This window comes from Streptomyces sp. NBC_00569 (assembly GCF_036345255.1).
Lineage (GTDB): Bacteria > Actinomycetota > Actinomycetes > Streptomycetales > Streptomycetaceae > Streptomyces.
Genome location: NZ_CP107783.1, coordinates 7,270,284 through 7,294,551, shown reverse-complemented (window position 1 = coordinate 7,294,551; position 24,268 = coordinate 7,270,284). Strand labels below are relative to the sequence as shown.

The 24,268-nt window shown below is 72.7% G+C and carries 28 protein-coding genes; 14 read left to right on the top strand and 14 right to left on the bottom strand.

Annotated features, from left to right (window positions below):
• The first annotated feature begins 109 nt into the window (after positions 1-109).
• Together OHO83_RS32795 and OHO83_RS32790 are read left to right on the top strand one after the other, a co-directional pair.
• Positions 110-1,015 (top strand): pseudouridine-5'-phosphate glycosidase, encoded by a 906-nt coding sequence (locus OHO83_RS32795; RefSeq protein ID WP_329435683.1) that lies wholly within the window; start codon positions 110-112, stop codon positions 1,013-1,015.
• Complete coding sequence (locus OHO83_RS32790; RefSeq protein WP_330280131.1) at positions 1,012-1,983, top strand: carbohydrate kinase family protein; 972 nt, start codon at positions 1,012-1,014, stop codon at positions 1,981-1,983. The genes OHO83_RS32795 and OHO83_RS32790 overlap by 4 nt, the downstream gene beginning before the upstream one ends.
• A gap of 20 nt (positions 1,984-2,003) precedes the next feature.
• Here OHO83_RS32790 and OHO83_RS32785 read toward each other — a convergent pair whose 3' ends face one another.
• Positions 2,004-2,801 carry a methyltransferase domain-containing protein gene (locus OHO83_RS32785; protein ID WP_266669364.1) on the bottom strand — a complete coding sequence of 266 codons (798 nt, stop codon included), beginning with the start codon at positions 2,799-2,801 and terminating at the stop codon, positions 2,004-2,006.
• A 167-nt stretch (positions 2,802-2,968) separates the two neighbouring features.
• Between OHO83_RS32785 and OHO83_RS32780 the strand changes: the two genes are divergently transcribed.
• Positions 2,969-4,114, top strand: coding sequence for a magnesium and cobalt transport protein CorA (locus OHO83_RS32780; protein ID WP_266669366.1), 1,146 nt, complete (start codon positions 2,969-2,971; stop codon positions 4,112-4,114).
• A 166-nt stretch (positions 4,115-4,280) separates the two neighbouring features.
• On the opposite strand, the gene OHO83_RS32775 is transcribed toward OHO83_RS32780, so the two are convergent.
• Together OHO83_RS32775 and OHO83_RS32770 are read right to left on the bottom strand one after the other, a co-directional pair.
• A complete protein-coding gene (locus tag OHO83_RS32775; RefSeq protein ID WP_266669368.1) occupies positions 4,281-4,700 on the bottom strand; it encodes a CBS domain-containing protein in 420 nt (139 codons plus the stop codon).
• A 129-nt stretch (positions 4,701-4,829) separates the two neighbouring features.
• Complete coding sequence (locus OHO83_RS32770; protein WP_266669370.1) at positions 4,830-5,480, bottom strand: uridine kinase; 651 nt, start codon at positions 5,478-5,480, stop codon at positions 4,830-4,832.
• 84 nt (positions 5,481-5,564) lie between these two features.
• Here OHO83_RS32770 and OHO83_RS32765 point away from each other — a divergent pair, with 84 nt between their 5' ends.
• From OHO83_RS32765 to OHO83_RS32755, 3 genes are all read left to right on the top strand, one after another.
• The gene (locus OHO83_RS32765; protein ID WP_329435677.1) at positions 5,565-6,287 is read left to right on the top strand and encodes a DUF2293 domain-containing protein; all 723 of its coding nucleotides are present in this window, start codon (positions 5,565-5,567) and stop codon (positions 6,285-6,287) included.
• 114 nt (positions 6,288-6,401) lie between these two features.
• The gene (locus OHO83_RS32760) at positions 6,402-6,881 is read left to right on the top strand and encodes an anthrone oxygenase family protein (RefSeq protein ID WP_266669372.1); all 480 of its coding nucleotides are present in this window, start codon (positions 6,402-6,404) and stop codon (positions 6,879-6,881) included.
• An 81-nt stretch (positions 6,882-6,962) separates the two neighbouring features.
• Complete coding sequence (locus tag OHO83_RS32755) at positions 6,963-8,453, top strand: glutamate synthase subunit beta (RefSeq protein ID WP_266669374.1); 1,491 nt, start codon at positions 6,963-6,965, stop codon at positions 8,451-8,453.
• Between the two features lie 27 nt (positions 8,454-8,480).
• Here OHO83_RS32755 and OHO83_RS32750 read toward each other — a convergent pair whose 3' ends face one another.
• On the bottom strand, positions 8,481-8,981 hold the full coding sequence (locus OHO83_RS32750; protein WP_266669376.1) for a carboxymuconolactone decarboxylase family protein: 501 nt from the start codon (positions 8,979-8,981) through the stop codon (positions 8,481-8,483).
• A 47-nt stretch (positions 8,982-9,028) separates the two neighbouring features.
• Between OHO83_RS32750 and pdxR the strand changes: the two genes are divergently transcribed.
• Positions 9,029-10,450 carry a MocR-like pyridoxine biosynthesis transcription factor PdxR gene (gene pdxR, locus OHO83_RS32745; RefSeq protein WP_330280130.1) on the top strand — a complete coding sequence of 474 codons (1,422 nt, stop codon included), beginning with the start codon at positions 9,029-9,031 and terminating at the stop codon, positions 10,448-10,450.
• Positions 10,451-10,514: 64 nt separating this feature from the next.
• On the opposite strand, the gene OHO83_RS32740 is transcribed toward pdxR, so the two are convergent.
• A complete protein-coding gene (locus OHO83_RS32740; RefSeq protein WP_116502696.1) occupies positions 10,515-10,787 on the bottom strand; it encodes a DUF397 domain-containing protein in 273 nt (90 codons plus the stop codon).
• On the bottom strand, positions 10,788-11,657 hold the full coding sequence (locus OHO83_RS32735) for a helix-turn-helix domain-containing protein (RefSeq protein WP_266669380.1): 870 nt from the start codon (positions 11,655-11,657) through the stop codon (positions 10,788-10,790).
• Positions 11,658-11,927: 270 nt separating this feature from the next.
• On the opposite strand from OHO83_RS32735, the gene OHO83_RS32730 reads away from it, so the two are divergent.
• Positions 11,928-12,647, top strand: coding sequence for an ATP-binding protein (locus OHO83_RS32730; RefSeq protein ID WP_389562903.1), 720 nt, complete (start codon positions 11,928-11,930; stop codon positions 12,645-12,647).
• Positions 12,635-13,087, top strand: a complete 453-nt coding sequence (locus tag OHO83_RS32725; RefSeq protein WP_266669384.1) for a hypothetical protein — start codon at positions 12,635-12,637, stop codon at positions 13,085-13,087. Before OHO83_RS32730 ends, OHO83_RS32725 begins: the two co-directional genes overlap by 13 nt.
• A gap of 19 nt (positions 13,088-13,106) precedes the next feature.
• Here the strand turns inward: OHO83_RS32725 and OHO83_RS32720 are convergent, their stop codons facing one another.
• Together OHO83_RS32720 and OHO83_RS32715 are read right to left on the bottom strand one after the other, a co-directional pair.
• On the bottom strand, positions 13,107-13,286 hold the full coding sequence (locus OHO83_RS32720; RefSeq protein ID WP_266669386.1) for a hypothetical protein: 180 nt from the start codon (positions 13,284-13,286) through the stop codon (positions 13,107-13,109).
• A 172-nt stretch (positions 13,287-13,458) separates the two neighbouring features.
• Entirely contained in the window at positions 13,459-14,142 is a 684-nt protein-coding gene (locus tag OHO83_RS32715) for a DUF899 domain-containing protein (protein WP_266669388.1), read from the bottom strand.
• 212 nt (positions 14,143-14,354) lie between these two features.
• Here OHO83_RS32715 and OHO83_RS32710 point away from each other — a divergent pair, with 212 nt between their 5' ends.
• Positions 14,355-15,188 carry a S1 family peptidase gene (locus OHO83_RS32710; protein WP_329435669.1) on the top strand — a complete coding sequence of 278 codons (834 nt, stop codon included), beginning with the start codon at positions 14,355-14,357 and terminating at the stop codon, positions 15,186-15,188.
• Between the two features lie 18 nt (positions 15,189-15,206).
• Here OHO83_RS32710 and OHO83_RS32705 read toward each other — a convergent pair whose 3' ends face one another.
• A complete protein-coding gene (locus tag OHO83_RS32705; protein WP_330280129.1) occupies positions 15,207-17,060 on the bottom strand; it encodes an FUSC family protein in 1,854 nt (617 codons plus the stop codon).
• 207 nt (positions 17,061-17,267) lie between these two features.
• On the opposite strand from OHO83_RS32705, the gene OHO83_RS32700 reads away from it, so the two are divergent.
• Positions 17,268-17,897 (top strand): 2'-5' RNA ligase family protein, encoded by a 630-nt coding sequence (locus tag OHO83_RS32700; RefSeq protein ID WP_330280128.1) that lies wholly within the window; start codon positions 17,268-17,270, stop codon positions 17,895-17,897.
• On the opposite strand, the gene OHO83_RS32695 is transcribed toward OHO83_RS32700, so the two are convergent.
• Positions 17,852-18,634: a nucleotidyltransferase domain-containing protein gene (locus tag OHO83_RS32695; RefSeq protein WP_329435665.1), complete on the bottom strand. Its 783-nt coding sequence runs from the start codon at positions 18,632-18,634 to the stop codon at positions 17,852-17,854. The genes OHO83_RS32700 and OHO83_RS32695 overlap by 46 nt on opposite strands.
• Positions 18,635-18,776: 142 nt before the next feature.
• Here OHO83_RS32695 and OHO83_RS32690 point away from each other — a divergent pair, with 142 nt between their 5' ends.
• Positions 18,777-19,208: a (2Fe-2S) ferredoxin domain-containing protein gene (locus OHO83_RS32690; protein ID WP_266669397.1), complete on the top strand. Its 432-nt coding sequence runs from the start codon at positions 18,777-18,779 to the stop codon at positions 19,206-19,208.
• A 262-nt stretch (positions 19,209-19,470) separates the two neighbouring features.
• On the opposite strand, the gene OHO83_RS32685 is transcribed toward OHO83_RS32690, so the two are convergent.
• A complete protein-coding gene (locus OHO83_RS32685) occupies positions 19,471-20,838 on the bottom strand; it encodes a M20/M25/M40 family metallo-hydrolase (RefSeq protein WP_330280127.1) in 1,368 nt (455 codons plus the stop codon).
• 132 nt (positions 20,839-20,970) lie between these two features.
• Here OHO83_RS32685 and OHO83_RS32680 point away from each other — a divergent pair, with 132 nt between their 5' ends.
• On the top strand, positions 20,971-21,525 hold the full coding sequence (locus OHO83_RS32680) for an RNA-binding S4 domain-containing protein (protein ID WP_266669399.1): 555 nt from the start codon (positions 20,971-20,973) through the stop codon (positions 21,523-21,525).
• Between the two features lie 38 nt (positions 21,526-21,563).
• Here the strand turns inward: OHO83_RS32680 and OHO83_RS32675 are convergent, their stop codons facing one another.
• The 3 genes from OHO83_RS32675 to OHO83_RS32665 all read right to left on the bottom strand — a co-directional run bounded on the left by OHO83_RS32675 (position 21,564) and on the right by OHO83_RS32665 (position 23,780).
• Positions 21,564-22,016 carry a DoxX family protein gene (locus tag OHO83_RS32675; RefSeq protein WP_330280126.1) on the bottom strand — a complete coding sequence of 151 codons (453 nt, stop codon included), beginning with the start codon at positions 22,014-22,016 and terminating at the stop codon, positions 21,564-21,566.
• 97 nt (positions 22,017-22,113) lie between these two features.
• Positions 22,114-22,803 (bottom strand): class I SAM-dependent methyltransferase, encoded by a 690-nt coding sequence (locus tag OHO83_RS32670; protein WP_266669402.1) that lies wholly within the window; start codon positions 22,801-22,803, stop codon positions 22,114-22,116.
• On the bottom strand, positions 22,800-23,780 hold the full coding sequence (locus OHO83_RS32665; RefSeq protein WP_330280815.1) for an acyltransferase domain-containing protein: 981 nt from the start codon (positions 23,778-23,780) through the stop codon (positions 22,800-22,802). Before OHO83_RS32665 ends, OHO83_RS32670 begins: the two co-directional genes overlap by 4 nt.
• 211 nt (positions 23,781-23,991) lie before the next feature.
• Between OHO83_RS32665 and OHO83_RS32660 the strand changes: the two genes are divergently transcribed.
• Positions 23,992-24,255 carry a DUF6343 family protein gene (locus tag OHO83_RS32660; protein ID WP_266669404.1) on the top strand — a complete coding sequence of 88 codons (264 nt, stop codon included), beginning with the start codon at positions 23,992-23,994 and terminating at the stop codon, positions 24,253-24,255.
• Positions 24,256-24,268: the final 13 nt, after the last annotated feature.

Here is a 24,268-nt window from a genome sequence, read left to right as displayed (position 1 = left end):
TGCTCGGTCGGCCGTCGCGCCACAAGCGTTTACGGACGTGCCACAGGGTTTGGGCGTGCGCGCCGCTCGCCATGGATGAGGGGAGACCCGACAGGCAGGAGGCAGGCGCGTGGTGCTGGTGTCCGATGAGGTGCGGGAAGCGGTGGCCGCGGGCCGGCCGGTCGTGGCCCTGGAGTCGACGATCATCGCGCACGGGCTGCCGCGCCCGCGCAATCTGCGGGTGGCGCTCGAACTCGAAGAGCTGGTGCGCGCCGAGGGCGCGGTGCCCGCGACGATCGCCGTTCTGGACGGACGACCCCATGTCGGCCTGGACAAGGGCCAGTTGGAGCGGGTCGCGACGGAGGACGGCATCCGCAAGCTGAGCCACCGTGATCTGCCGCTCGCCGTGGCGACGGGGGCGAGCGGGGCGACGACCGTGTCGGCGACAGCGCTGCTCGCGGCGCGCGCGGGGGTACGGGTGTTCGCGACGGGTGGGCTCGGCGGCGTGCACCGGCGGTGGACCGAGACACAGGACGAGTCGGCGGACCTCGGGCTGCTCGCGCGGACGCGGATCACCGTGGTGTGCGCGGGCGTCAAGTCGATCCTGGACGTACCGGCGACGCTTCAGCGGCTGGAGACCCTGGGAGTGTCGGTGGCCGGATACGGGACCGGTCGCTTCCCGGGCTTCTACCTCTCCGACTCGGGCCGGCCCGTCGACTGGACGCTGGGCGATCCGGCCGAGGTGGCCGCGGTGATGCGGGCCCAGGACGCGCTGGGCGGGCCCGGAACCGCGCTGATCGTGGCGAACCCGGTGCCCGAGGCCGAGCAGCTCGATCCCGCGCTCCACGCGCGCGTGCTCGACGATGCGCTGCGCGCGTGCGACGCGGAGGGCATCACGGGGCAGGCGGTCACGCCGTTCCTCCTGGACTACCTGGTGCGGCACACGGACGGCGCCTCGCTGGAGGCCAACCTCGCGGCGGTACGCGGCAACGTACGGCTCGCGGCGCGCATCGCGGCGGCCTGGGCGCGGCCGTGAGCGGAACCCTCCTGGTCGTCGGGGACGTCGTCACGGACATCGTGGCCCGGCACGACGCCCCGCTCGCGGCGGGCACGGACACGGCTGCGGAGATCCGTACGCTGCCGGGTGGCGCGGGGGCGAACGTGGCGTGCTGGGCGGCCTACGCGAGCTGTTCTGATGTGGCGTTGCTCGGGCGGGTCGGCGCCGACTCGGTGGCCTGGCACGAGGAGGCGCTCACGCGCGCGGGGGTGCGTCCCCGGCTCGTCGTCGACCCGGAGGCGGCGACCGGCACGGTGATCTCACTGGTCGACACGGGCGCCGGCGCCGAGCGGACGTTCCTCACCGACAGCGGGGCCTCACTGCGCCTCTCCCCCGCCGACTGGTCCGCGGACCTGCTCGGTGGGGTCGCGTGGCTGCATCTGTCCGGGTATCTGTTCTTCTCCGCCGAGGGGCGCGCCCTGGTCGCGGCGGCGCTGGACTCGGCACGCGCGCGTGGGGTGCCGGTGAGTGTCGACCCCGCGTCGGCCGGCTTCCTCACCGGGCTGGGACCCGACCGGTTCCTGGCGCTCGCGGAGGGCGTGGAGGTCCTGCTCCCCAGCCGGGACGAGGCGGAGTTGCTGAGCGGCGCCGGGGACGCGCAGGACGCGGCGTCGAAGCTCAGCGGACGGTTCCCGCTGGTCGTCGTCACATCGGGCGTCGCGGGAGCGGTGGTGGCGCAGGGCGGGGCGGTACGCGCGCGTGTGCCGTCGGTGTCGGCGGTGGCGCGGGACTCCACCGGGGCGGGCGACGCGTTCACCGGCGCGTTCCTCGCCGCGTGGCTGCGGGGCGCAGGGCCACGGGAGGCGGCGACGGAGGGGTGCCGTGCGGGGGCACTGGCGGTGACACGGGTGGGCGGCCGACCTCCGCCGCGCCGAGAGCACCCCGGACCCGCGCTCCTCACGGGAGTAGACGCGGACCTGTCCGCTGAGAGCGACCCGGACCCGTAACCCCGCCGAGGGCAGAAGCCCTAGGCCCGCTTCCGTCCCCACGCCGAGATCAGTGGTGCCGTCGCCAGGTCCATCGTGCCGGTCGCGACGTCGGCCAGGTGGCGGTCGATCTCCTCGTCCGTGGCGTGGCCCGCGCGGACGAGGGATTCGCGGATCTGCTGGAACGTGGCCGTCTCGAGGGCCCCGCAGGCCTCGGACGTCAGCGGGAAGTACGCGTCGGCCTCCACCTGGTGCAGGCCGGCCTCCCGCAGCAGCCGCGGCAGCTTGCGGCCGTACGACAGGTCGGCGCCGCGCTCCGCGAGCAGCTCGCGGAAGCCGCGGCGCAGCCGGTTCGCCAGCTCCTCGGCGGGGCCGTGCTCATCGGGGCAGGCCAGCGGCTGGAGCGCGGGGTCGGCGTCCTCGACGAGCAGCCGTCCCCCGGGCCGCAGCGCGCGCAGCATCGACTGCAACGCCCGCTCCCTGTCGGGCACATGGACCAGGACGAGCCGGGCGTGGACCAGGTCGAATCCCTCGGTGGGCGGCTCGTCGGCGGCCACGTCGTGGCGGCGGACCTCGACGGGGGAACGGGCGGCGGACGTCTGCCACGAGGTGTCGATGTCGGTCGCGAGAACCTTCCCGGTGGGGCCGACCTTCTTGGCGAGCCAGGAGACCACGGAGGTGCCGCCCGCGCCGACCTCCCAGCAGCGCCACCCGGGGCCGATGCCGAGCCGTTCGATGTGCCGGAACGTCGTGGGGTCGAAGAGGGCCGAGAAGGCGTCGAAGCGCCGGCCCGCCTCTTGCTGCCGGTTGTCCAGGAGATAGCCCTCGGGTCGCGTCATGCCGCGATCATCCCAGTTGCCCGGTCCGGTGCCGGGAGGCGATTGTTCCGCGCGTTCGAAGGGGAGCGTTCCGTTCCCCCAGGGGCCATGGGCGTTGTCGCCGTGAGCTGGCAGACTGGCCCGCCGAGTCACCGAAACACGACGTCAAGCCGCGCGAGGAGCCCCGCATGTCGATGGCAGGCAACCTGCGGAAGGTCGGAGATCTCCGGAAGGTGTCCGACCTGCGCAAGGTCGGAGGCCTGAGAAGAGTGGCGCGCCTGGCGCGGCGGCACCCCCGCGTCGACCTCAGCCACCCCTCCCGCTCGCCGCTGGGTTCGGCGGTGGTCAAGTGCGTGACGTACCGGGACGGGGTCCGCGAGCAGGCCGGGCGTGATCTGGTGGACGCGGTCGACCGGGTCCGCAAGTCCGAGGACGGCTTCGTCTGGCTGGGGCTGCACGAGCCGACGGAGCTGGAGTTCGCGGACATCGCCGAGCTGTTCGACCTGCACCCGCTGGCGGTCGAGGACGCGGTGCACGCGCACCAGCGGCCGAAGGTCGAGCGGTACGGGCAGACGCTGTTCGCCGTGTTCAAGACCGTCTGTTACGTGGAGCACGCGGAGCTGACCGCGACCAGCGAGGTCGTCGACACCGGAGAGATCATGGTGTTCATCGGCCGCGAGTTCGTGATCACCGTGCGGCACGGGAGGCACGGCTCGCTCGGCCCGGTGCGCGAGGGCCTGGAGGCGGACCCGGGGCAGCTCGCCAAGGGCCCGGCCGCCGTGCTGCACGCGATCGCCGACCACGTGGTGGACGACTATCTCACCGTGATCGACGCCGTCCAGTCGGACATCGACCAGGTCGAGACGGATGTGTTCACCGAGGACGGGGCGCGCGCCGACCCGGGCCGGATCTACCAGCTCAAGCGCGAGCTGCTCGAGCTGAAGCGGGCCGTGGTGCCGCTCGCCCGGCCGATAGAGGAACTCGCGAGCCGCCCCTTCCAGGTGGTGGCGCCGGAGATACAGGCCTACTTCCGGGACGTCTCCGACCACCTGCTGAGGGCCGCCGAGCAGATCGCGTCCTTCGACGAGCTGCTCAACTCGATCCTGCAGGCCCATCTCGCCCAGGTGACGGTCGCCCAGAACGAGGACATGCGCAAGATCACGGCCTGGGCCGCGGTCGTCGCCGTGCCGACGATGGGCTGCGGCGTGTACGGAATGAACTTCGACCACATGCCGGAGCTGCACTGGCAGTTCGGTTACCCGCTGTTCCTGGGCGTGATCGCGAGCATCTGTTTCGTCCTGCACCGCGCCTTCCGGCGCAACGGGTGGCTCTGAGCCCGCGCGACGGACGGCGGGCCGTTCTACGCGGTGACAAGCCGTTCTGCGTGGTGGCAGCCCGTGATTGCGTGGTGGCGTGTGCCGCCTACATGGTGGCAGGCCGTACCACGTGGTGGCGGGCCGCTCCCCAGGGAAGCGGCCCGCCGGATCCTGCTCTCAAGGGTCACCTGCTGGCGTAGACGCTCTCGACCCAGGCCGACATCTGGTCGTCGGACAGGTGCGCCGCGAGGTCGGCCTCGCTGATCATGCCGACGAGGCGCTTGTCCTCGATGACGGGGAGCCGGCGGATCTGGTGGCCCTGCATCTCCTGGAGGACCTCGTCGACGTCGGCGCTCGAGTCGATCCAGCGGGGCGTCCCCTGCGCGAGGTCACCCGCGGTGATCTCGGAGGGGTCGTGGCCCATCGCCACGCAGCCGATCACGATGTCGCGGTCCGTGAGGATCCCGCAGAGGCGTTCGTTCTCGTCGCTGATGGGCAGCGCGCCCACGTTCAGCTGTCGCATGAGCTGGGCGGCGCGGTCCAGGGTCTCGTGAGCGGGGATCCACTGCGCACCGCGGTGCATGATGTCTCCGGCGGTGGTCATGGGGTACCTCCCGGTGCCGGTGGCCGGCGCAGCACGGTCGCGCCGCAGGTCCCGGCGCAATTCATTCTTCCCGCCCTGCCTTGGGCCCGCACCTGGGAGCGGGCCCGCACCGACACGTGAGCGCGCCCGTCACGAGGGCAGCCCGCCCCAGGCCGGATGCCGGGCGTCGTCGGCCCGTACGACCACGTCCGCCGTACCGGCCGGGTCCGTCTCGCTCTCGTAGCGCTCGAAGGCCGGCAGCGTCCACTGCTCGTCCTCGGGCGTACGCCGTCGCAGCGCGGCCGGCGACAGCTTCAGATGCACGGTCAGGTCGAAGGGGAACCAGTGCCCCATGAGCAGCGGTCCGTGCAACAACAGGACGCCGCCGGGCGGCAGTTCGACGTAGGCGCTGCGGGTCGCGCGATCGGCCGCCGGGTCCCACAGATCGGGCAGGACGCGTCCCGTGCCGCCGGGTTCGAGCGGCCCGAAGACCTCGCGCCACAGCGCGGCCGTGTCGAACCAGCCGCTGTAGTACGCCTCCACGTCCTCGCGCCCGTACTCGAAGCGCAGCGAGGCTGGCCGCAGGAATCCGCCCGTGTCCACGGCGAGCGAGGGGCGTCCGCGCACCCGCAGCGCCTCCCCGACCAGTGCGGCGAGGTCACCGGGCCGGGCGGCCGGCGGGCCGTCGACGGCGATACGGGGCCACGGACTCCCGTCGCCCGGCTTCAGGTCGAGCAGCCGCTCGGCGAGGGCGTCGCCGAGCCGTTCCCAGGTGATCGCTTCGAGTCGCACGCGCCTCATGATGCCTCGCGCCCAGGGCGGGATCCGAGGGGACCCGTACCGCCGCGACGCGTTCTCGCCCGCACGCGGGGGAAGGAACCGCGTATGACCGCCGAGGCCCGGCCCGACCGGGCTGCTCACCGCCGGACTCCCCCGCCGCACACCGGGCTCGGCGGGCCGGTCGTCGTGCAGCCGATGAAGCGCCGGCAGTGCGCGGAGTGCCACCGGGAACCGCTGGAGCTGCTGACCCTGGAGGACGGGGCGCCGCGGTGCCTCGACTGCGCCGACCTCGGGCATCTCGTGTATCTGCCGCGCGGCGACTGGGCGCTCACCCGCCGCGCCAGGGAAGGCAGTTCGCTGTCGGCGGTGGTCGTGCGCTTCCATCGGCGGCGCGGCCGTTACGAGCGCCAGGGCGTCCTCGTGGAGGAGGCGGCGCTGGCCCGCGCCGAGGAGCGGTGCCTCGCGGACGCGGACGCGCGGGCCAGGCGCCGGGCGCGGGACGCGGTGCGAAGGGCGGCGCAGGACGCGTCGTTCACGGCCGCGTTCGCCCGGGAGATCCTGCGGCTCTTCCCCGGCTGCCCGCCGGACCGGGCGGAGGCGATCGCGGCCCACGCGTCACTGCGCGGCAGCGGCCGGGTGGGGCGCAGCGCGGCGGGCCGCGCCCTGTCGCAGGCCGCGGTGACGGCGGCGGTGCGGGCGGCGGTGCGGCACACGGAGACCGCGTACGACGCGTTGCTGATGAGCGGAGTGGGGCGGGGCGAGGCCAGGCGGAGAATCGCGGTGCCGGTGGAGACCGTTCTGGCGGCGTGGCGCGCGCGGGGGTCGTGAGAAGGCGGGAGCCGTGAGGAGGGTGTACGCCGCACAGTGGCGGCCGTCCCCTCCGTGCGGCAGGATCTTGAGCGGACCGCGACGCCAACGGCATCGCCGGGAGGGGGAGTTGTGATGATCGAGGGACCGTATTTCGTGCTCACCGTCCTGGGCGCGCTCGCCTGCGGGGTGTCGGCGGGCGTCTTCATCGCGTTCTCGACCTTCGTGATGAAGGGGCTCGCGGCGCTGCCGCCCGCGCAGGGCATCGCGGCGATGCAGGCGATCAACGTGGCGGCGGTCGGTCCGGCGTTCATGGTGGTGTTCATGGGGGCCGCGGCACTGTGCGCGGTGCTCGCCGTCGTGACGTTCGTGCTCTGGCCGGAGCCGGGCACCGTGGAGCTGCTGCTCGGCAGCGCGCTCCAGCTCGTCGGCGTGTTCGGCGTGACCGTCGCCGCGAACGTCCCGCGCAACGACGCGCTCGCGAAGCTGGACCCCGAGGCGCCGGACAGCGCGGGAGCGTGGCGTGCGTACGTGTCCCAGTGGCTGATGTGGAACCACGTCAGGGGTGGTGCGTCGCTGGCCGCGGCGGCCTCGTTCATCCTCGCCCTGACCTGAGCCTTCGCGCCCTGCCGCGCCCCTGCACACCGGGGGAAACGGACGTATTGTGGCGAGAAGGACACGGCAAGGGAGACGGCCATGGCCGACCCCAAGGGCTTCCTCACCACCCCCCGGCAGGACTGGCCGCGCCGCCCTGTCGAGGAGCGGGTCCATGACTGGGCCGAGGTCTACGTCCCGGGGGCGCTCCTGCCGATCATCGAGGCGCAGGCCGACCGCTGCATGGACTGCGGCGTCCCGTTCTGTCACGAGGCGTGTCCGCTCGGGAACCTGATCCCGGAGTGGAACGAACTCGTGTCGCGGGACGACTGGCGGGCGGCGAGCGACCGGCTGCACGCCACGAACAACTTTCCCGAGTTCACCGGGCGCCTGTGCCCCGCCCCGTGCGAGGCGGGCTGTGTCCTGGCGATCAACCAGCCGGCCGTGACCATCAAGAACGTGGAGGTCGCCATCGCCGACCGCGCCTGGCAGGACGGCCTCGCCCCGCCCAGGCCGCCCGACCGGCTGTCCGGCGCCACGGTCGCCGTGGTCGGCTCCGGCCCGGCGGGGCTCGCGGCCGCCCAGCAGCTCACCCGCGCGGGGCACACGGTGGCGGTCTTCGAGCGGGACGACCGGCCGGGCGGCCTGATGCGCTACGGCATCCCCTCTTTCAAGATGGAGAAGCGCCATCTGGACCGCAGGCTCGCGCAGTTGAGGGAGGAGGGGGTGCGTTTTCGTACGTCGACGGAGGTCGGTCGCGACATCGGCGCGGCCGAGCTGCGGGCGCGCTACGACGCGGTGGTCCTCGCGGTCGGTGCCACGGCCTGGCGTGAACTGGACGTGCCGGGGCGGGAGTTGACCGGGATCGTGCAGGCGATGGAGTATCTGCCGCTGGCCAACCGCGTGTGCGAGGGCGACATCGCCACCTCCCCCCTGTCGGCCGCGGACAAGCACGTCGTGATCGTCGGCGGCGGCGACACCGGCGCCGACTGCCTGGGCACGGCGGTCCGCGAGGGCGCCGCGTCCGTCACGCAGCTGGACATCTACGGGCAGCCGGGCTCCGAGCGCGACGAGCTGGCCGAGCCCTGGCCGACGTATCCGAAGATCTACCGGCTGTCCGCCGCCCACGAGGAGGCCGGGGAGCTGCGGACCGCGCCCGCGGCGGACGCCGACGCGCGCCTGTTCGCGGCGTCGACGCTGCGTTTCGAGGGGGACGAGTGGGGCCGGGTGAGGGCGCTTCATCTCGTCGAGGTCGACGAGGCGCGGCGGCCCCGGGAGGGCACATCCCGGGAGCTGCCCGCCGATCTGGTGCTGCTCGCGCTCGGCTTCTCGGGGCCCGAGCGCGGCGCCGGCGGCCCGGTCGGCGAGCTCGGTCTGGCCGTGGAGGGCCGCGGAACGCTCGCCCGCGACGCGCGGTTCACGACCTCGGTGCCCGGCGTGTTCGCGGCCGGGGACGCGGCCCGCGGCCAGTCGCTCATCGTGTGGGCGATCGCCGAGGGCCGCTCGGCCGCGGCCGCGGTCGACCACTGGCTGACCGGCTCGACGCGGCTGCCCGCGCCGATCGGGCCGTACGACCGTCCGATGATGGCCTGAGCCCGCCGCCGGTCTGCGCCCGTCGCATCATTTGCGCTCGTCGGTGCCCGCGACCTTGCCGGTCGACAGGGCGATCCGGTTCCAGGTGTTGATCGTGAGGATCAGGGACAGGACGTGCGCCAGCTCCTGCTCGTCGAACTGGGCCGCGGCCTCCGCGTAGACGTCGTCGGACACGCCGCCGTCGGCGACGAGCGTGACGGCCTCGGTCAGTGCGAGTGCCGCGCGCTCCCGGGCACTGAAGAAGTGCCGGGCCTCGCGCCACACGGCCACCATGTGCAGCCGGTCCTCGCTCTCGCCGGCCTTGCGCGCGTCGTTGGTGTGCATGTGGAGGCAGTACGCGCAGTGGTTGAGGTGCGAGGCGCGGATCTGGATCAGCTCCACCAGGGACGGGTCGAGGCCCTCGCGGGCGGCGGCGTCGAAGCCGATCAGGGAGCGGAAGACCTTCGGCGCGGCCTTCGCGAAGTCGATGCGGCCGGCCGGGTGGGCGTGGGAGTGGGTGTTCGCCGTGGTGATCGTGTTCGTCGTCATGACCATGAATCTACGGGCTGGATAGACCTCTTGTAGGGTGCATCTCCATGACAGATTCATGGGTCAATTCCGCTGAGCGCGTCGGCGCCGACCTGCATCTGGACCTGTCCGGTGCGGGCAGCCGCAGGGCCGCTCTCATCGGGGCGCTGCGTGATGCCGTGCGCTCGGGACGGCTCGCTCCGGGCACCCGGCTGCCGCCCTACCGTTCGCTCGCCGCCGACCTGGGCGTCGCCCGCAACACGGTCGCCGACGCGTACGCGGAGCTCGTCGCCGAAGGCTGGCTGACCGCGCGTCAGGGGTCGGGGACGCGGGTCGCCGAGCGGGCGGGGCCGCCCACGTCCGCCCGCGTCCCGAAGAGGGGTCCGGCCCGCGCGCACGGGCCACGCCACGACCTCCGCCAGGGCACACCCGACGCGTCGTCCTTCCCGCGCGCGGAGTGGGCGGCCGCGTACCGGCGTGCGTTGCAGGCCGCGCCGAACGAGGCGTTCGGGCCGGGCGATCCGCAGGGCCGCGTCGAGCTGCGAGAGGCGCTCACGGAGTACCTGGCCCGCGCGCGCGGGGTACGGACGCAGCCGGACCGCATCGTGATCTGCTCCGGCTTCGCGCACGCCCTGCGGCTTCTGTTCGACGGCCGGGTGCTGCGCGGACCGCTCGCCGTGGAGTCGTACGGACTCGGCTTCCACCGCGAGATCCTGACGGCCGCCGGAGTACGGACGTTGCCCCTGAGACTCGACGAACACGGCGCGCGTGTCGGGGAGTTGGCGGCCGGAGCGAGCCGGGCGAGGGCCGCTCTGCTCACACCCGCGCACCAGTTCCCCACGGGCGGCCCGCTGCACGCCGAGCGGCGTTCGGCGGCCGTCGACTGGGCACGCGCGCGTGGCGGGCTGATCGTGGAGGACGACTACGACGGCGAGTTCCGCTACGACCGCAGGCCCGTCGGCGCGGTACAGGGCCTCGACCCCGAACGGGTGGTCTATGTCGGCTCGGTCAGCAAGAGCCTGTCACCGGCGCTGCGGCTCGGCTGGATGGTGCTGCCGCAGGGGCTGGTGTGGGATGTCGTCGCGGCGAAGGGCGAGCGGGAGGCATGGGCGAGCGTGCCGGACCAGCTGGCGCTCGCGGACTTCCTTCTCTCGGGGGCCTACGACCGGCACGTGCGGCGGATGCGGCAGCGCTATCGGGGGCGGCGCGACCGCCTGGTGGAGGCGCTCGCCGAGCGGGCGCCCGGAGTGGCGGTCACCGGGATCGCGGCGGGGCTGCACGCGGTGCTGCGGCTGCCCCCGGGAACCGAGCGGTCCGTGGTCAAGGCCGCCGCGTGGGGCGGTGTAGCCCTCGACGGCCTCTCCGAGTTCCGCCACCCGGAGGCGACGATGCCGCACACGGACGGCCTGGTGGTGGGCTACTCGACGCCGTCGGACCCCGCCTACGGCGCCGCGCTGGACGCTCTGTGCGGGGTGCTGCCACCGGACTGAGACCCCGACAGCGGCTGCCGTGGCCGCCGGGAAGACAGGTCCACGGCTCGCGCACCCCGTCCGCTCACGAGAGCAGGAAGTCCGCCGCCCCGGCCTTCGCGCCCTCGATGAACGCGGTGATCTCGCCCGGGGTGTAGATCAGGGCGGGGCCGTCCGGGTCGGCCGACTGACGCATCGCGACCCGGCCGTCGGCCAGCTTCATCGCTTCCACGCAGTTGCCCCCGTTGCCGCCGCTCCAGGGCTTGTGCCAGCCCTCGGTGCCGAGGTCGCGGGCGGGCATCCCGTTGTAGATGACCTCCCCGTCGATCCCTCGTATGCGGGCCTTGATCCGATCCATTCACAGCTCCTTGCGGAGATCCCGGAGGATGTCCTTTGTGCGATGTGCCGTCGCGGCATGTGCCGCCATGCGGTCCATGACCTCGAGGTGGGTGGCCACCTCGGGGCGCGCGTCGAGGTAGACCGCGCCGGTCAGGTACTCGCTGTAGACCATGTCCGGCAGTTCTGACATGGCAAATCGGAACAACACGAAGGGGCCGTACGTGCCGGGGTGCGGGCCGGCGGCGAACTCGGCGATCTGCAGCGTCACGTTGGCCAGCTCCGTGGCCTCGAGGAGCCGGTCGATCTGGCCGCGCATCACGTCGGGGCCGCCGACCGGGCGCCGCAGCGCGGTCTCGTCCATGACCATCCACAGGCGCGGGGCGTCCTCGCGGGTGATCAGCTCCTGGCGCTGCATCCGGAGCGCGACATGCCGCTCGACGACGTCGGGGTCCTCGGCGAGGGCGCGGCCGACGGCTCCGGAGCGCAGCACGCCACGCGCGTAGTCCTCGGTCTGCAGGAGCCCGGGAACGAAGTGGGGCTCGTACGACCGGATGAGGCTGGCGGCGCCTTCCAGGCTCACGTACATCGAGAACCAGCCGGGCAGGATGTCGTGGAACCGCTGCCACCAGCCGGGCTTGTTGGCCTCTTCGGCGAGCCTGACGAAGGCATCCGCCTCTTCGTCGGTGACGCCGTAGGACTTAAGGAGGAGCTGGAGGTACGGGATCTTCAGGCCGACCTCGGCCATCTCCATGCGGCGGACCGTGGCGGGGGCGACGCGCAGGACCTTCGCGGCCTCCTCGCGCTTGAGCCCGGCGCGTTCGCGCAGGTCCTGGAGGCGCCGGCCGAGGACGACCTGGCCAACGGTCGGAGCGGACCGCGGTTCGCTCACGCCCCCTACCTCCCCGTCGTCCCTGTGGTCCTGTTGCGGTCGCGCGCGTGGTCGCGCTCCCAGAGAGAAGCCGGACTGTCCCGGCGCCCGGCTATTCCGGGCAACTTCCCTTAAATCGTCGGCAATTTCGCCATGACGAGCGCCGTACGGCACACCGCCGTCAGCAGTGTGCCACGGCTCGGCACGCGAGCACACTGCACTCTGCACTTTTCAGAGTGGCTCTTGCCAAGTGTTCACGACGGGGAGATAGTGGCAAGCGTGACTCCGTCCGTGCCGTTAGGAACAGAAGTCGGCGAAGCTACGCTCGGTGACGAAACCGCAGCGCGCTCCGGCGCCGCGTCCCCGCGCCGCAGCAGCTTCGAACTGGCTCCCCACCCGGGTTCTGCCGCTCAGGCCCGGAAGCTGACGCGCGCCCACCTCAGCGGCTGGGCAGTGTGCGATGACACCTGCGACGCGGCTGCCCTGGTGATCTCCGAACTGGTCACGAACGCGATCGTCCACACGGCGAGCAGCCGCATAGTGTGCGAGCTCCACGACGGTGACGACCGGGTCCGGATAGCTGTGCGTGACGAGGGCTGGGCCCCCGGTGAGCCGCATCCCGCCCGCCGCATCGCCCCGGAGGAGGAGCACGGACGTGGCCTGCTGCTCGTGGCGGCGGTGAGCACCGCGTGGGGCGCGCAGGAAACCGGCCCCGGACTTCTGGTGTGGGCCGAGCTCGCACGCGACGCGGACAGCGCGCAGGACGCGAGCGCCACCCAAGGACACTCCCCCGTCGCCGGACCCCATGGGATACCCCGGCCGCACCACGGCGGTGAACCGCACACCGGTGGAGCACCTCACTCCCCCGACAGGGGACCGGGCACCGAAACGGGCCCCGCCTTCGACACGCAGCAGTTCGAGTCAGAGTTCGAGACGGGGTGCGGCACCGACTTCGGCCCGGCCGCCGGCCCCGGTACGGGAACGGGGGCGGGAGCCGGATGGGTGTGGTGACGACGCGCACGATGGATCTCGACTCGCTGGTCCGGTTCTCCCGGCAGCGGCAGATCCTGCGGACCACCCCGCTCAGACTCACCGTCCCCGACGGCATGACCGCCCCGCTCGGCTGCGACGCCGTCGCGGTCCCCGAGGCCTGCGGGCGCGCCATGGTCGCGCGGCTGCCGCGCATGGGGTGCGTGTACGCCGACGGTGACCGCTGGTGGTGGATCGTTCCCTCGGACTCGGACGTCGCCCTGGAGTGGCCGTCCCCGGCCCGTTACACGACTGGCGCGCTGGTGCCGGACGCGCGGCGCGCGCCCGGACTCATCCACCGTCCCGACGGCAGCGTCCCGTACACCCCGCCGATCCCGCTCTATCTCGCGCTGTGCCGGGTCACCGGTACGACGCCGGCATGGTCCCGCTCGATCGGCGCGGGCGCGGCCGACGCCGCCTGAACCGCAAGCTCCACCCGGATCAGCCCGCGACAGCCTCCGCGCGCGGCACGATCACCAGGAAGGCGTCCGTCGCGAGGTCCATGACGACCTCCGCGGGCTGACCCTCCAGACGCCGGTCGTGCGCGAACTCCTCGGCCGGCCATGACCCCCGCGGTCCCCCCGCGGGAAAGCGTTCAAGTACCACTCGTCCGTCGATCATCGTGCACTCCTGCCCCCGTCGTCGTACGTGCGCCGTCGCGCGTTCTTACGGAGAAGAACGCCCGTGAGGCGCCCGAGGGCTCGCAACGTGACGACACTGACACCGAGTTGAGACGCGCGGCGCCGCTGCGGCAGACCGGAGGACCGTCCCGGCGGTCCGGCTTGCCGCCGTGTCAGTCCGGATACTCGTCGTGATAGCGGACGCGCGCGCCGCCCGCCGGGGCACCGAGCGCCGACGCCCGCCCCGCCGGCTCCTCCCACTCCTCCTGCCGGCCGAGCGCGGTCAGGTCGAGCAGGCTCGTCATGGAGCCGATGCCGTCGAGGCCCCGGCCCGTCGTGGAGTACGTGTGGTAGACCCGGTCGCCGTCGCGCAGGAAGCAGCTGAGACCGGGCAGGTCGCGGGGCTCCTCGTCCGCCGCGAAGCCGAAGTCCTGGTTGAAGTCGCTCGTGGCCGCCGAGTACCAGGGCACCGTCCAACCCATGCGGGCCTTGAACGGCAGGAGTTTGGTGAACGGGGCGCGCGACACCGCCGCGAACTCCGTTCCCCTGGCGCGCAGATGAGAGAGGTGCCCGATCTGGTCGAGGAACGCGGAGCAGTTGGGGCAGCCCGCGTCCTGGTCCGGGCCGAACATGAAGTGGTAGACGATGAGCTGGGGGCGGCCCTCGAACAGGTCGAGGAGCTCCGACTTGCCGTCGGGTCCCTCGAACACGTACAGCTTCTCGATCTCCACCATGGGCAGTTCGCGGCGCTGCGTGTTGAGCGCGTCGCGGGCGCGGGTCGCCGCCTTCTCCCTGGCGAGCAGTTCTTGGCGCGCGCCGAGCCACTCCTCGCGGGTGACGATGTTCGGCAGCCCCATGGGTCCTCCTCGGGTCGGTACTCCTCAGGTGGTTGACCGGGGGTCTTCGCGGAACTCATCGCTCGGCGGCAGAAATCTTTCGCACTTCTTCCGGCGGATCCGTTGTGTTCGCTGAGCATGCACTGTTGTCCGCTGACGCCGACACCACCACAATGCACATGTCAAAACCGGTAGTTGTCGGTTTCAGCATTCAACGGGAGAGGACCCCCCACATGAACAAGCCTCTCGTCGGTGCGGTGTTCGGCCTGCTCCTCATAGGAGCAACAGCCGCGCCCGCCACGGCAGTCGGAGCCCAGCACGAGGCCAAGGCCAAGGCGGTCAGCTTCGCCGGGACGGTGGCGCTCAGCAACTGCTCCGGTTCGGTCGTCCGCGTGCCGGACTCGCAGCCCACGGACCCGGCCCTGGTCATGTCCAACGGCCACTGCCTCGAGAGCGGTTTCCCCGGCCCGGGCGAGGTCGTCGTCGACCAGCCGTCGTCCCGCACCTTCAGCCTGCTCAACTCCGCGGGCAGCAAGGTCGCGACGCTGCGCGCGGACAAGATCGCGTACGGCACGATGACGGACACGGACGTCTCGCTCTACCAACTCACCAGCACCTACCAGCAGATCGAGAGCTCGTACGGCATCAAGGCCCTCGAACTGTCGGCCTCGCACCCCACTGCGGGCACGGCCATCACGGTCGTCTCCGGCTACTGGAAGAAGACCTACAGCTGCAACATCGACGGCTTCGCGTACCGCCTCAAGGAGGGCGAGTGGACCTGGAAGGACTCGGTCCGCTACACCTCGACGTGCAACACGATCGGCGGCACCTCGGGCTCCCCCGTCGTCGACCAGGCGTCCGGCAAGGTCGTGGCGGTCAACAACACGGGCAACGAGGACGGCGCCCGCTGCACGGACAACAACCCGTGCGAGGTCGACGAGAACGGCACGGTCACGGTCCGCAAGGGCATCAACTACGCGCAGGAGACGTACGGGATCGTGCCGTGCGTCGGGATCGGCAACAAGATCGACCTCAGCGCGGCGGGCTGTGAGCTGCCGAAGCCGTAACTTCAGTAACTCGCCTCTCTAGGCGGCAAGTTCCGCGAGCAGCGCGTCGATCCGTTCGGCGTGCTGCTCCGGGACCCGGCCCGTGTCGTCGACATGCACGGCGCAGGACGTGGTCGTGTCGACGAGGGCTTCGAGGGTGACGGCTACGTCCTCCGTGCCGGCCGTGTGCCGGGCGACCGGGGGCAGTTCGGCGGCGGCGAGGTCGATCGCGGTGCGGGCCTCGGCGAGTGCGCGGTACGCCTCGCGGCGTAGCGTCCACCGTCCGGCGCGGTCGTCGGATGCGCTGAGCACATGGAGCACGTAGGCGTGCGCGGCCTCGCCGGCGATGGTCAGGCGCGTACGGACGGCACCGCCACCGCGGCCCGGTACGGGCAGCGGCAGGTGGCCCACGCAGAGCACGATCGCGCACGCGAGCAGCGTTTCCCCGATCCGGGCCAGGGCCATCTGCGGTTCTCCGCCCACCATCACGAGGGACAGCACGAAGACGGTCACGACGGCGGTCTGGGCGGCGAAGTGCCGTGTGGCCACGGGGATCAGTGCGCCGCCGAGCACCACGAGCGCGACGGGCCCCGCGGGGCCGGGCAGCAGCGCGGCGAGTCCCGCGAAGAGCGCCGCTCCGAACACCGTCCCGAACGCCCGGCACAGCACGCGCGAGGCGAGGGGGCCGAGGTCCGGCTTGACGAGAAAGACGGCGGTCACGGGCAGCCAGTACCAGTGGCTGTTGTGCAGGAGCTGCGCGACGGCGGCACCGGCCCCGAAGCAGAGTGCCACCCGGACCCCGTACTCGCGCCCGGCGGGGCCGACGGCTCTGCGCAGGGAGGTGACGGGTGCGCGGGGGCGGGTGTGCAGCGGCTTCGCACCGGCGCCGCGCCGGGTCCTCACACGTACCTTCCATCGAGCGCCTGCCGTCCGGTCGTGTTCCCGTACCGGACCGTCGAACGCCACGGCCGCGTGCAGCAGGGCCTCGTCCAGAGCGCGCAGGGCGGCGTCGGAACGGGCAGGAGCGGGCAACGGACCGCACGGGGTCGCGGAGCGGACGGCGTCCGCGAGGCGCCGCAGCCCCTCGGACGCGCGGGCCGGAAGAGGGCTGCCCGCCCAGGCGAGGGCCGTGGCCGCCTCGGCGAGCGGCAGGGCGGCGGCGTACTGCGCGTGCAGGCGGCGTTCGGCACAGGAACCGGCGTACCGGCGCAGGCGCGGCCCGGACAGGGCGTCCTGCGCGTGGTCGAGCGCGGCGGTCAGGGCGACGCGGTGCGCGGTGGCGCGGGGTGAGCCGGCCGCGTCGACGAGTGCGGCGACGGCCGCGTACACCTGGGTGACGGCGGCGCGTTCACCATCGATCCGGTACGCCCCACGCCCGCCGGGCGACGGCAGCACGGTGCGCAGGACGAGCAGCCAGCCGGCGCCCGCGAGGTACAGCAGCGCCCGCTGCCAGCCGGCCTCGGGCAGCGGCATCCCGACGCCGATCCCGACGGCGACGAGGAGTTGCGTTCCGCAGGCGGACGCGACGGGGCCGGCTGCGCTGACCGCGCCGCCCGCGAACCCGACCAACGCGAACACGCCGATCAGCGCGGCGGGACCGGCTTGCGCGCCCACCCAGGTGCCGACGACGAGTCCACCCGCGCCGGCCAGGGCGGGCGCCCCGATCCGGGGCACCGCCGCGCGGCGGCTGCCGGGCCGGTCGTTGATTCCCGCGAACATGGCGCCGAGTGCGGCGATCACCCCGGCGGAGGGACGGCCGGCGAGCAGCGCCGCGACGAGGAGCGGCCCGGCGGCGAGTGCGCCGCGCACGACGGCGCTCCATGGGACGGGGCCGCGCTGGACGCGCAGCGTGTGGCCGAGCCAAGGCGGGAGAGGGCGGAGAGTGGTGCGCACGGTGCTCCTGTCGGCGGGACCGGGGCGGGGGTGTGCCGTCGGACGACGTCGGCCTGGGCTTGTGCGTCAAGCGTAGGGGGCGTATTCGGAGGGAAAGGTACGTGCGCGTTTCCACGATGTGACGATGTGCGGGACGTCGTGCGGCACGTCTCGGACCGGGAACCCACCGCGTGTCTTCCGGGGGGCGCCGTGGCAGGATGGCGCGCCGTGAGCAGCGAGGACGGCTGGCCGGACGTGCCCGGCGACACGGCCCTGACGATCCGGATCCCGGAGGCGGACGCCTGCGTGCGGGCGCCGTTCCCGGCTCACATCACGGTGCTCTACCCCTTCCTACCCGCCAAGCGGATCACGCCGGAGGTCCACGCCGAGCTGGCGGCGCTGTTCGCGGACCGGGACCCGCTCGACCTGACGTTCGCCGAGTTCCGTCGCTACCCCGGTGTCCTCTATCTCCCGCCCGCTCCCGAGGCCCCCGTGCGCGCCCTGACACGGGCGGTGCGGGAGCGCTGGCCGGAGGCGGTGCCCTACCGAGGCGTGTTCGGGCCGGAGGGACTGGATCCCCACCTCACGCTGGCGAACGACGAGGGACCGGAAACGTACGAGACGGCGTACGACGCGCTGGAGCGGGAACTGCGACCGATGCTTCCGGTGACGGCGCGCGTCGGGTCGGTGCGCCTGATCGTGACGGACGGGCAGGTGTGGGAGGACATGGCCGTGTACGAGCTGGGGCGCTCGCCCGCGCAGCCTGCGTCCCTGATCACGCCCGCCCGGCCTGTACGGCCGGCTGCGCCCGATCAGGTCCTGCGCGCGAAGTCGACGGCGCTCTCCAGGAGGAGCTGAGTCCGGTCGACCACGTCGGTCAGGTCGCCCGACGCGCCCGCGAGCAGGCTGTGGACGCCCAACAGGCCCGCCCGCTCCAGGAGTCGCTTCTCGTTGGTGACCCACTCGCCGCGTGCGGCGAGTACGGCGTGGGCGGCCGACAGCGCGGCCACGGCGACCGCTCCGTGCACCTCGGCCCTGCCGCCCTGGGGCGCGTTGTTGGCCCTGGCGTACTGGAGCGTGCCCTGGGCGCGTCCCCACCACATCTCGGGGGCCGCCTTGCGCAGGGCCTCGGGGTAGCGGTCCGGGCAGGGCGCCGCACCCCGCAGCACCTGGTTGAGGGCGAGTTCGGCGACCACGAGGTAGGTCGGGATCCCGGCCAGATGGAACATCAGCGGCTCCCAGCGGACGCGCCCCCGCTCGGCCTCGGCCGACTCCCGCTCCACCACGTCGAGATCGCGGTAGTGGACGTCGACGCGCCGCCCGTCGACGGTCAGCCAGGCCCCGCCGTTGAAGACCCCGCCACCCCACCCGCCGATCCCGGAGACCTCCCCCTCCCACCCGACGCCCCGCAGGTCGTCCGGCTGGAAATCGCCCCGGTAGTAGATCGCGAAGTCCCAGTCGCTGTCCGGTCGTTGAGTGCCCTGGGCCCGCGACCCGCCGAGCGCGACGGCCCGCACACCGGGAAGCCCGGCGAGCCGGTCGGCGACGTGGTCGAGGAAGACGCGATCGGTCATGACTTCGTGCGCGGCAGGCATGGGGCCAGGCTATCGACGGTGCGTGAGGGCCGGCGACTCCATTACGGGGCGCCCGGGGCGCGCACTTGGGGGCGGACGCGTACATGACGGAGAATCGCTCCGTACCTGTACGCGTCATGTGCCCGCCCGGACAAGGAGTTCTGTGCCCGCCCGACCTACCCGACCCACCCGTTCCGTGATCGGTGCCGCCGGCGCCCGCCCCTGCACCCTCGTGGTGTGCAGGGGCTGCTGCTGCGGCAACACGGCGAAGTACCCCGGCTATGACCACGCGTGGCAGTTGGAGCGGCTGCGGGCCGCGGCCGCCTCGTCCGGCGGCGCGGTCGCGGTGCGGGTGACGGACTGTCTGGGCCCTTGCGACCAGGCGAACGTCATGGTGGTGCAGCCGTCGGGAGAGGGCCGGCGGCGGGGCGGACGCCCCGCATGGGTGGGCTGGTCGATGGGCGACGACGCGACGGACGAGATCCTGCGCTGGGCCGAGGCGGGCGGCCCCGGGATCGCCGCGGCCCCGGCCGCCCTGGAACTCCAGTTCATCGAGACCCCCGGCGAACGGACCCGCCGCCGCACGCGCCGCTGACGGCCGAAGGCCCGAAGGAACGCGCACCCGTCACGTCCACGCCGCCCCCGCCGCCACGAACCCGCAGATCAGCACGAACAGGATGGCCAGCAGCGGCCAGATGAAACGCAGGTACTTGTCTTGGCATGCTCCTCGGGCCGAAGCCCGAGGATTCTGGCCGTCCCTTACCCGGTGCTGTGCCGCTACGCGACACAGGCCGCAAGTGGGATTCCGTGGCTTCCTGCTTCTTCGCGCTGTGCCCCGCCACCGTGGTGTTGGGGTCTTACCGTCGCGAGGCGGTTCCGGCGCGGAAGCCGGCGGCGTACTCGCGGACGAACGCGCACATCGCGACGACGGTGCTGCGCAGCTCGGAGAACAGGACGCGCTCGTTGGGGGCGTGCAGGTTGCACATGCTGTCCTGGGCGCCGAAGAGGAGTACCTCGGCGCCGGGTGCGGCCTTCGCCAGGCCGTTGACCAGCGGGATCGAACCGCCGGTCGCGACGTAGGAGGCGTCCGTGCCCCAGGCCTCCTTGAGCGCGGTGAGCGCGGCGCGGTAGGCGGGGCCGCCGGTCGTGGCCTCGTAGCCGGGGCCCGTGTCGCCGGGGGTGACGGTGAGCCGGACACCGAAGGGCGTGAGGGAGCGCAGATGCTCGACGAGCCTGGCCTGCGCCTCCTTCGGGTCCTGACGGGGGTGGAAGCGCAGGTTGAGCTTGGCGCGGGCGTACGGCACCACGGCGGACGCCGCGTGTTCGACGGCGGGGGCGTCGAGGCCGATGACGGTGATCGCGGGGCCGCTCCACAGGCGCTCGCCGAGGGTGCCGCTGCCGATCAGCGGCACGCCGTCCTCGACGCCGGCGAGGGAGCGGAACTCGTCCTCGGTGTAGCTCGTGCCGGCCCACTTCTCGCGGCGCAGGCCTTCGACGGCGACGTCTCCGTGCACGTCGTGCAGGGTGGCGAGGGCCTTGAGCAGGACGAGCAGGGCGTCGGGGGCGGCGCCGCCGAACTCGCCGCTGTGGCGCGGTTCTTCGAGGGTGCGGACCTCGACGACGACCTCGGACGCGCCGCGCAGACCCGTGGTGAGGGTGGGGGTGCCGGGGCGGAGGTTGCCGAGATCGGCGATGACCATGGCGTCACAGGCGAACCGCTCGGGGTCGGTGGGCGGGTAGTCGTCGAAGGGGCTGCCGTACTCCTCCTGCCCCTCGAAGACGATCTTGACGCCGACGGGCGGGCGGCCCTTGAAGGCCCGCAGCATGCCCAGGTGCGCGATGACGTTCGACTTGTCGTCGGCGATGCCGCGCGCCCGCAGTCCGCCCTCGACGGGGGTCGGCTCGAAGGGCGGGGACTTCCAGAGCTTCTCGTCACCGGCGGGCTGGACGTCGTAGTGCGAGTAGAGCAGGACGGTCGGCGCGTCCGGCGTCGGTGGCGGGATCTCGCCCAAGATGACGGGGGCGGTGTCGGGCAGGTCGATCCGCTCGATGCGTTCGACACCGGCCTCCCCGAGCAGCCCGACCAGCAGGTCGTGCGCCTCCCTCACGGGTTCGGCCGGGAAGCCGGGGAAGGCGATGGACGGGATGGCGGCGAGCCGTTCCAGGTCGGCGCGGAGTCCGTCCATCAGACCGTCGACTTCGGCTTGCAGGTCCCTGGCGTCCATGGCGTCCACACCCCTCGATGTCCGATGACTACCTTTGAGATACATGGCAGTTTGTCCGGATTATTCGTCGGTGTGACGTGTGGCGTCCGGGTGACTCGCCGGATCGGGGCAATCCGGGACTAAGGTCGAGGCATGGCTTCGGATACTGCTTCGGATACCGCCTCGGACTCCGGTCCGGGTGCCGCACCGGATTCCGGTTCGGGTACTGGTTCGGACTCGGCCTCCAGCGCGGCGGCTGCCGCGCGGGCGGCCGGCCCCGGCGCCGGTGAGAGCGTGCGGATCGACAGCTGGATCTGGTCCGTGCGGCTGGCCAAGACGCGCTCGGCGGGCGCGACTGCGTGCCGGGGCGGGCACGTGAGGGTCAACGGTGAGCGGGTGAAGGCCGCCTACAACGTGCGCGTGGGCGACGAGGTGCGGGTCCGGCAGGCCGGCGGGCACGAACGGGTCGTGATCGTGAAGCGCCTGATCCGCAAGCGCGTGGGCGCCCCTGTGGCCGTCGAGTGCTACGTGGACAACAGCCCGCCGCCCCCGCCGCGCGCCGCCGTCGCCCCCGTGGCCGTCCGCGACCGCGGCGCGGGCCGCCCGACGAAGCGGGACCGCCGGGACATGGACCGGCTGCGCGCGACATTCGGCGCGGGCCCCGTACCCCCGGCGCAGGAGCACGCGGACGGACGCGAAAAAGGCTGACCCCGTACGTCGACGGGGTCAGCCTCCGGCCGCGCGGGTCACGCCCGGCGCTTGACGAGGCGGACCAGATCCGCGTTGCTCCGGCGACGTGTCCACGCGAGGAGCGCCAGCGGGACGATCAGGACGAGCGGCGTCGCCGCGTTCTCCCCGTCGAAGTAGGACATCTGCACGACGAACGCTCCGGCCATCAGCGCACTCAGCGCGAGCGGGGCGACCCCGGAGAGCACCGGCACCAACAGGGCGATTCCGCCCGTCAGTTCGAGGACGCCGATGATGTACATCGCCGCGCTCCCCCACCCCATGGTGTCGAACGCCTCGACCGCCGAGGGGTGCGCGATCAGTTTGGGCAGGGCGCTCGCGACACCGTAGAACAGCGCGAGCAGCACCGTGAGCGTGCGCAGCGCGACGCGGGCGGCGCGGGCCCTGCCGGCGGCCGGGGCGACGGAGGCGGCGGAAGCGGCGGTCGTGACGGGGGCGGTGGTCTCGGACATGAGGTGCTCCTCGGTGAGTCGGCGCCGGGCCTCGCTGTCCGGCTGTCACAGAGGTAGACGGCAGCACCCGAGGGAACTCATCGGTCGCCCGGTGCCTTTATGCAGGCACCGCCCGCACCCACACCTGGTCGTCCGTGAGATACCGGTCGACCTTCAACCCGGCCTGGGCGAGCGCCTCTTCGAACTGCTCTCGCGTCAGGGGCCGTGCCAGGAACGTGTGCGTCCAGGCCGCGTCGGGGAACTCGTACTCCGCACGCACCGAGTTCACCCCGTCCCCGACGGGCTCCGCGGACACGATGCGGACCGTGAAGCCGCTCGGGTCCACGCGCTCACGCGGCAGGTTCGTGTGGTAGTCCGGGCCCTCGCGCTGGATCAGTACGCATCCCCCGTCCGCGACATGGCGCCGGCACGTGTCGAGCAGCCCCTGCCGCACCGCCACGTCCCCGGCGTGCACGAGGAACGACGCGAGCAGCACCACGTCGAACGTCCCGCCCGCGTCCAGCGCCTCGACCGGCGAGCAGATCGTCCGCGCCCCGCGCACCCGCTCCAGCATCTCGGCGGACTCGTCCACGGCCGTGACCGTGAAGCCGCGCTCGATGAGGGGGTGCGTCATCCTGCCGACGCCACTGCCCAGTTCGAGAAGGGTCGCTCCCGCGGGCACGGCCGCGGCGATGATGTCGGGCTCATCCCCTACGGGCAGGCGCGCGTACAGATCGACCGCGCAGCCGTCCGGCGTGATGGCGCCGGGTCCCGTCCCTCCGTATCCCTCACGCATCTCAAGGCTCATGCCCCTTCAACGAGCTTCCCCTGGGCGGCAGTTCCCGACCAAGGCAGTGGGAACCAGCCGTGCCCTCCGTACCAGTGCCCGCCGCGCCGCAGGTGGTCGCCGACGGCCCGCTCGACGCTCGTGCGGCGCGGCAGTTCACCGATGGGGAGACGGGGGTCGCCGAAGACGAAGCCGACCGGGCCCTCGTCGTCCGGTTCCGTGTCCTCCCAGGACGTACGAAAGCGCTCCTGGAAGCGCACCAGGTTGGAGTCCTTCGGCAGATGGGCCTTCAGCTGGGCGTCGAGGAGCCAGGAGTGGCAGACGGCGGTTTCGTAGCGCTCCTCGGGGTAGCGCCGCGCGAAGAACTCCCTGGCCAGAGCGAGGGACCGGTCGCACGCGCGCGGGGACAGCGGGCCCCGGAAGTCGGGGATGTGGAGGTTCATGCACAGGTCGTCCGCCGTCACCGGCAGGCCCGCGGCGGCGGCCGCGCCGGCCGTGCGCCCGCCGAGCCGGGCCCGCTGGTACTGGAGCCGGCCGAGTTGGTAGAGCTCCCCATGGAAGTGCAGGCCGAGCCAGGCGACCGCGTGAATGCCGCAACTGCCGTACCGCCTGCGGTGGACGGCCATGTGACGCCCCAGGTCGGCGAGGGTGCGCCGCGAGACGTCGTCCGGAACCCCGAGACCGCGGTGGTACGCGCGCGTGGCGGGCAGCGCCGCCACGTAGACGTACACGGAGAAGCAGCGTTCGAGGAGGTCGCCGCCGTCGGGCGGAGACGGGAAGCGAGGGCTTCCGCCGACCGTGCCCATGTCCCGGGTGACGGCGTCCACGGCCCGCTCCAGGAGATCGCGCACTCGGGGATCGTCGGCCACGCGGGGGCGCAGCGCGACGAGTTCGTTGATGTCCTCGTGGGCGACCCCGAGGTCGAGGAGGATCTCGGGCAGGTCCTCCGCGTCGGGGATCGGGGCCTCCGCCCGCCCCTGTCCGTCGAGCGCCTCCACCCATCCCGCGAGCCGCTCGCCGCTCTTCCGCCCGTCCAGCACGCGTCCTCCCTCCGCCGGCCGAACCCTGGAGACCGAACTCCGCCGACCGGAAACCACCTCACCTTTTCAGGGAACGGTGCGCCGCGCGAGGGTGCGGACGCGCCCGACGTCTGCGCCCGTGAAGAGGCACCCTTGAGGGGGTACCTCTTCACGGGCGGAGGTGGTGACGATGCGTACGGGCAGTGAACCCGTGACTGCGCGCAGTGCCCTGCGCGCCCGGCTGTGGCTCAGCATCTGGGGCCTGGCCTGGGCGATCTTCGGTACGGTCGCGTTCATCCTCACGGACCGCCCGTGGTGGGCGCTCGCGTGCGGGGTGCTGTGGCTGATCGTGACCGTCGACCTGTTCGTGATCACCCGCCACATCCGGCAGGGCCCGCACTACCAGCCGGGCCGCGACGTACCTCCCTACAATCCCCCGGACCACAGGCCCTAGACCGCCCCGGAAC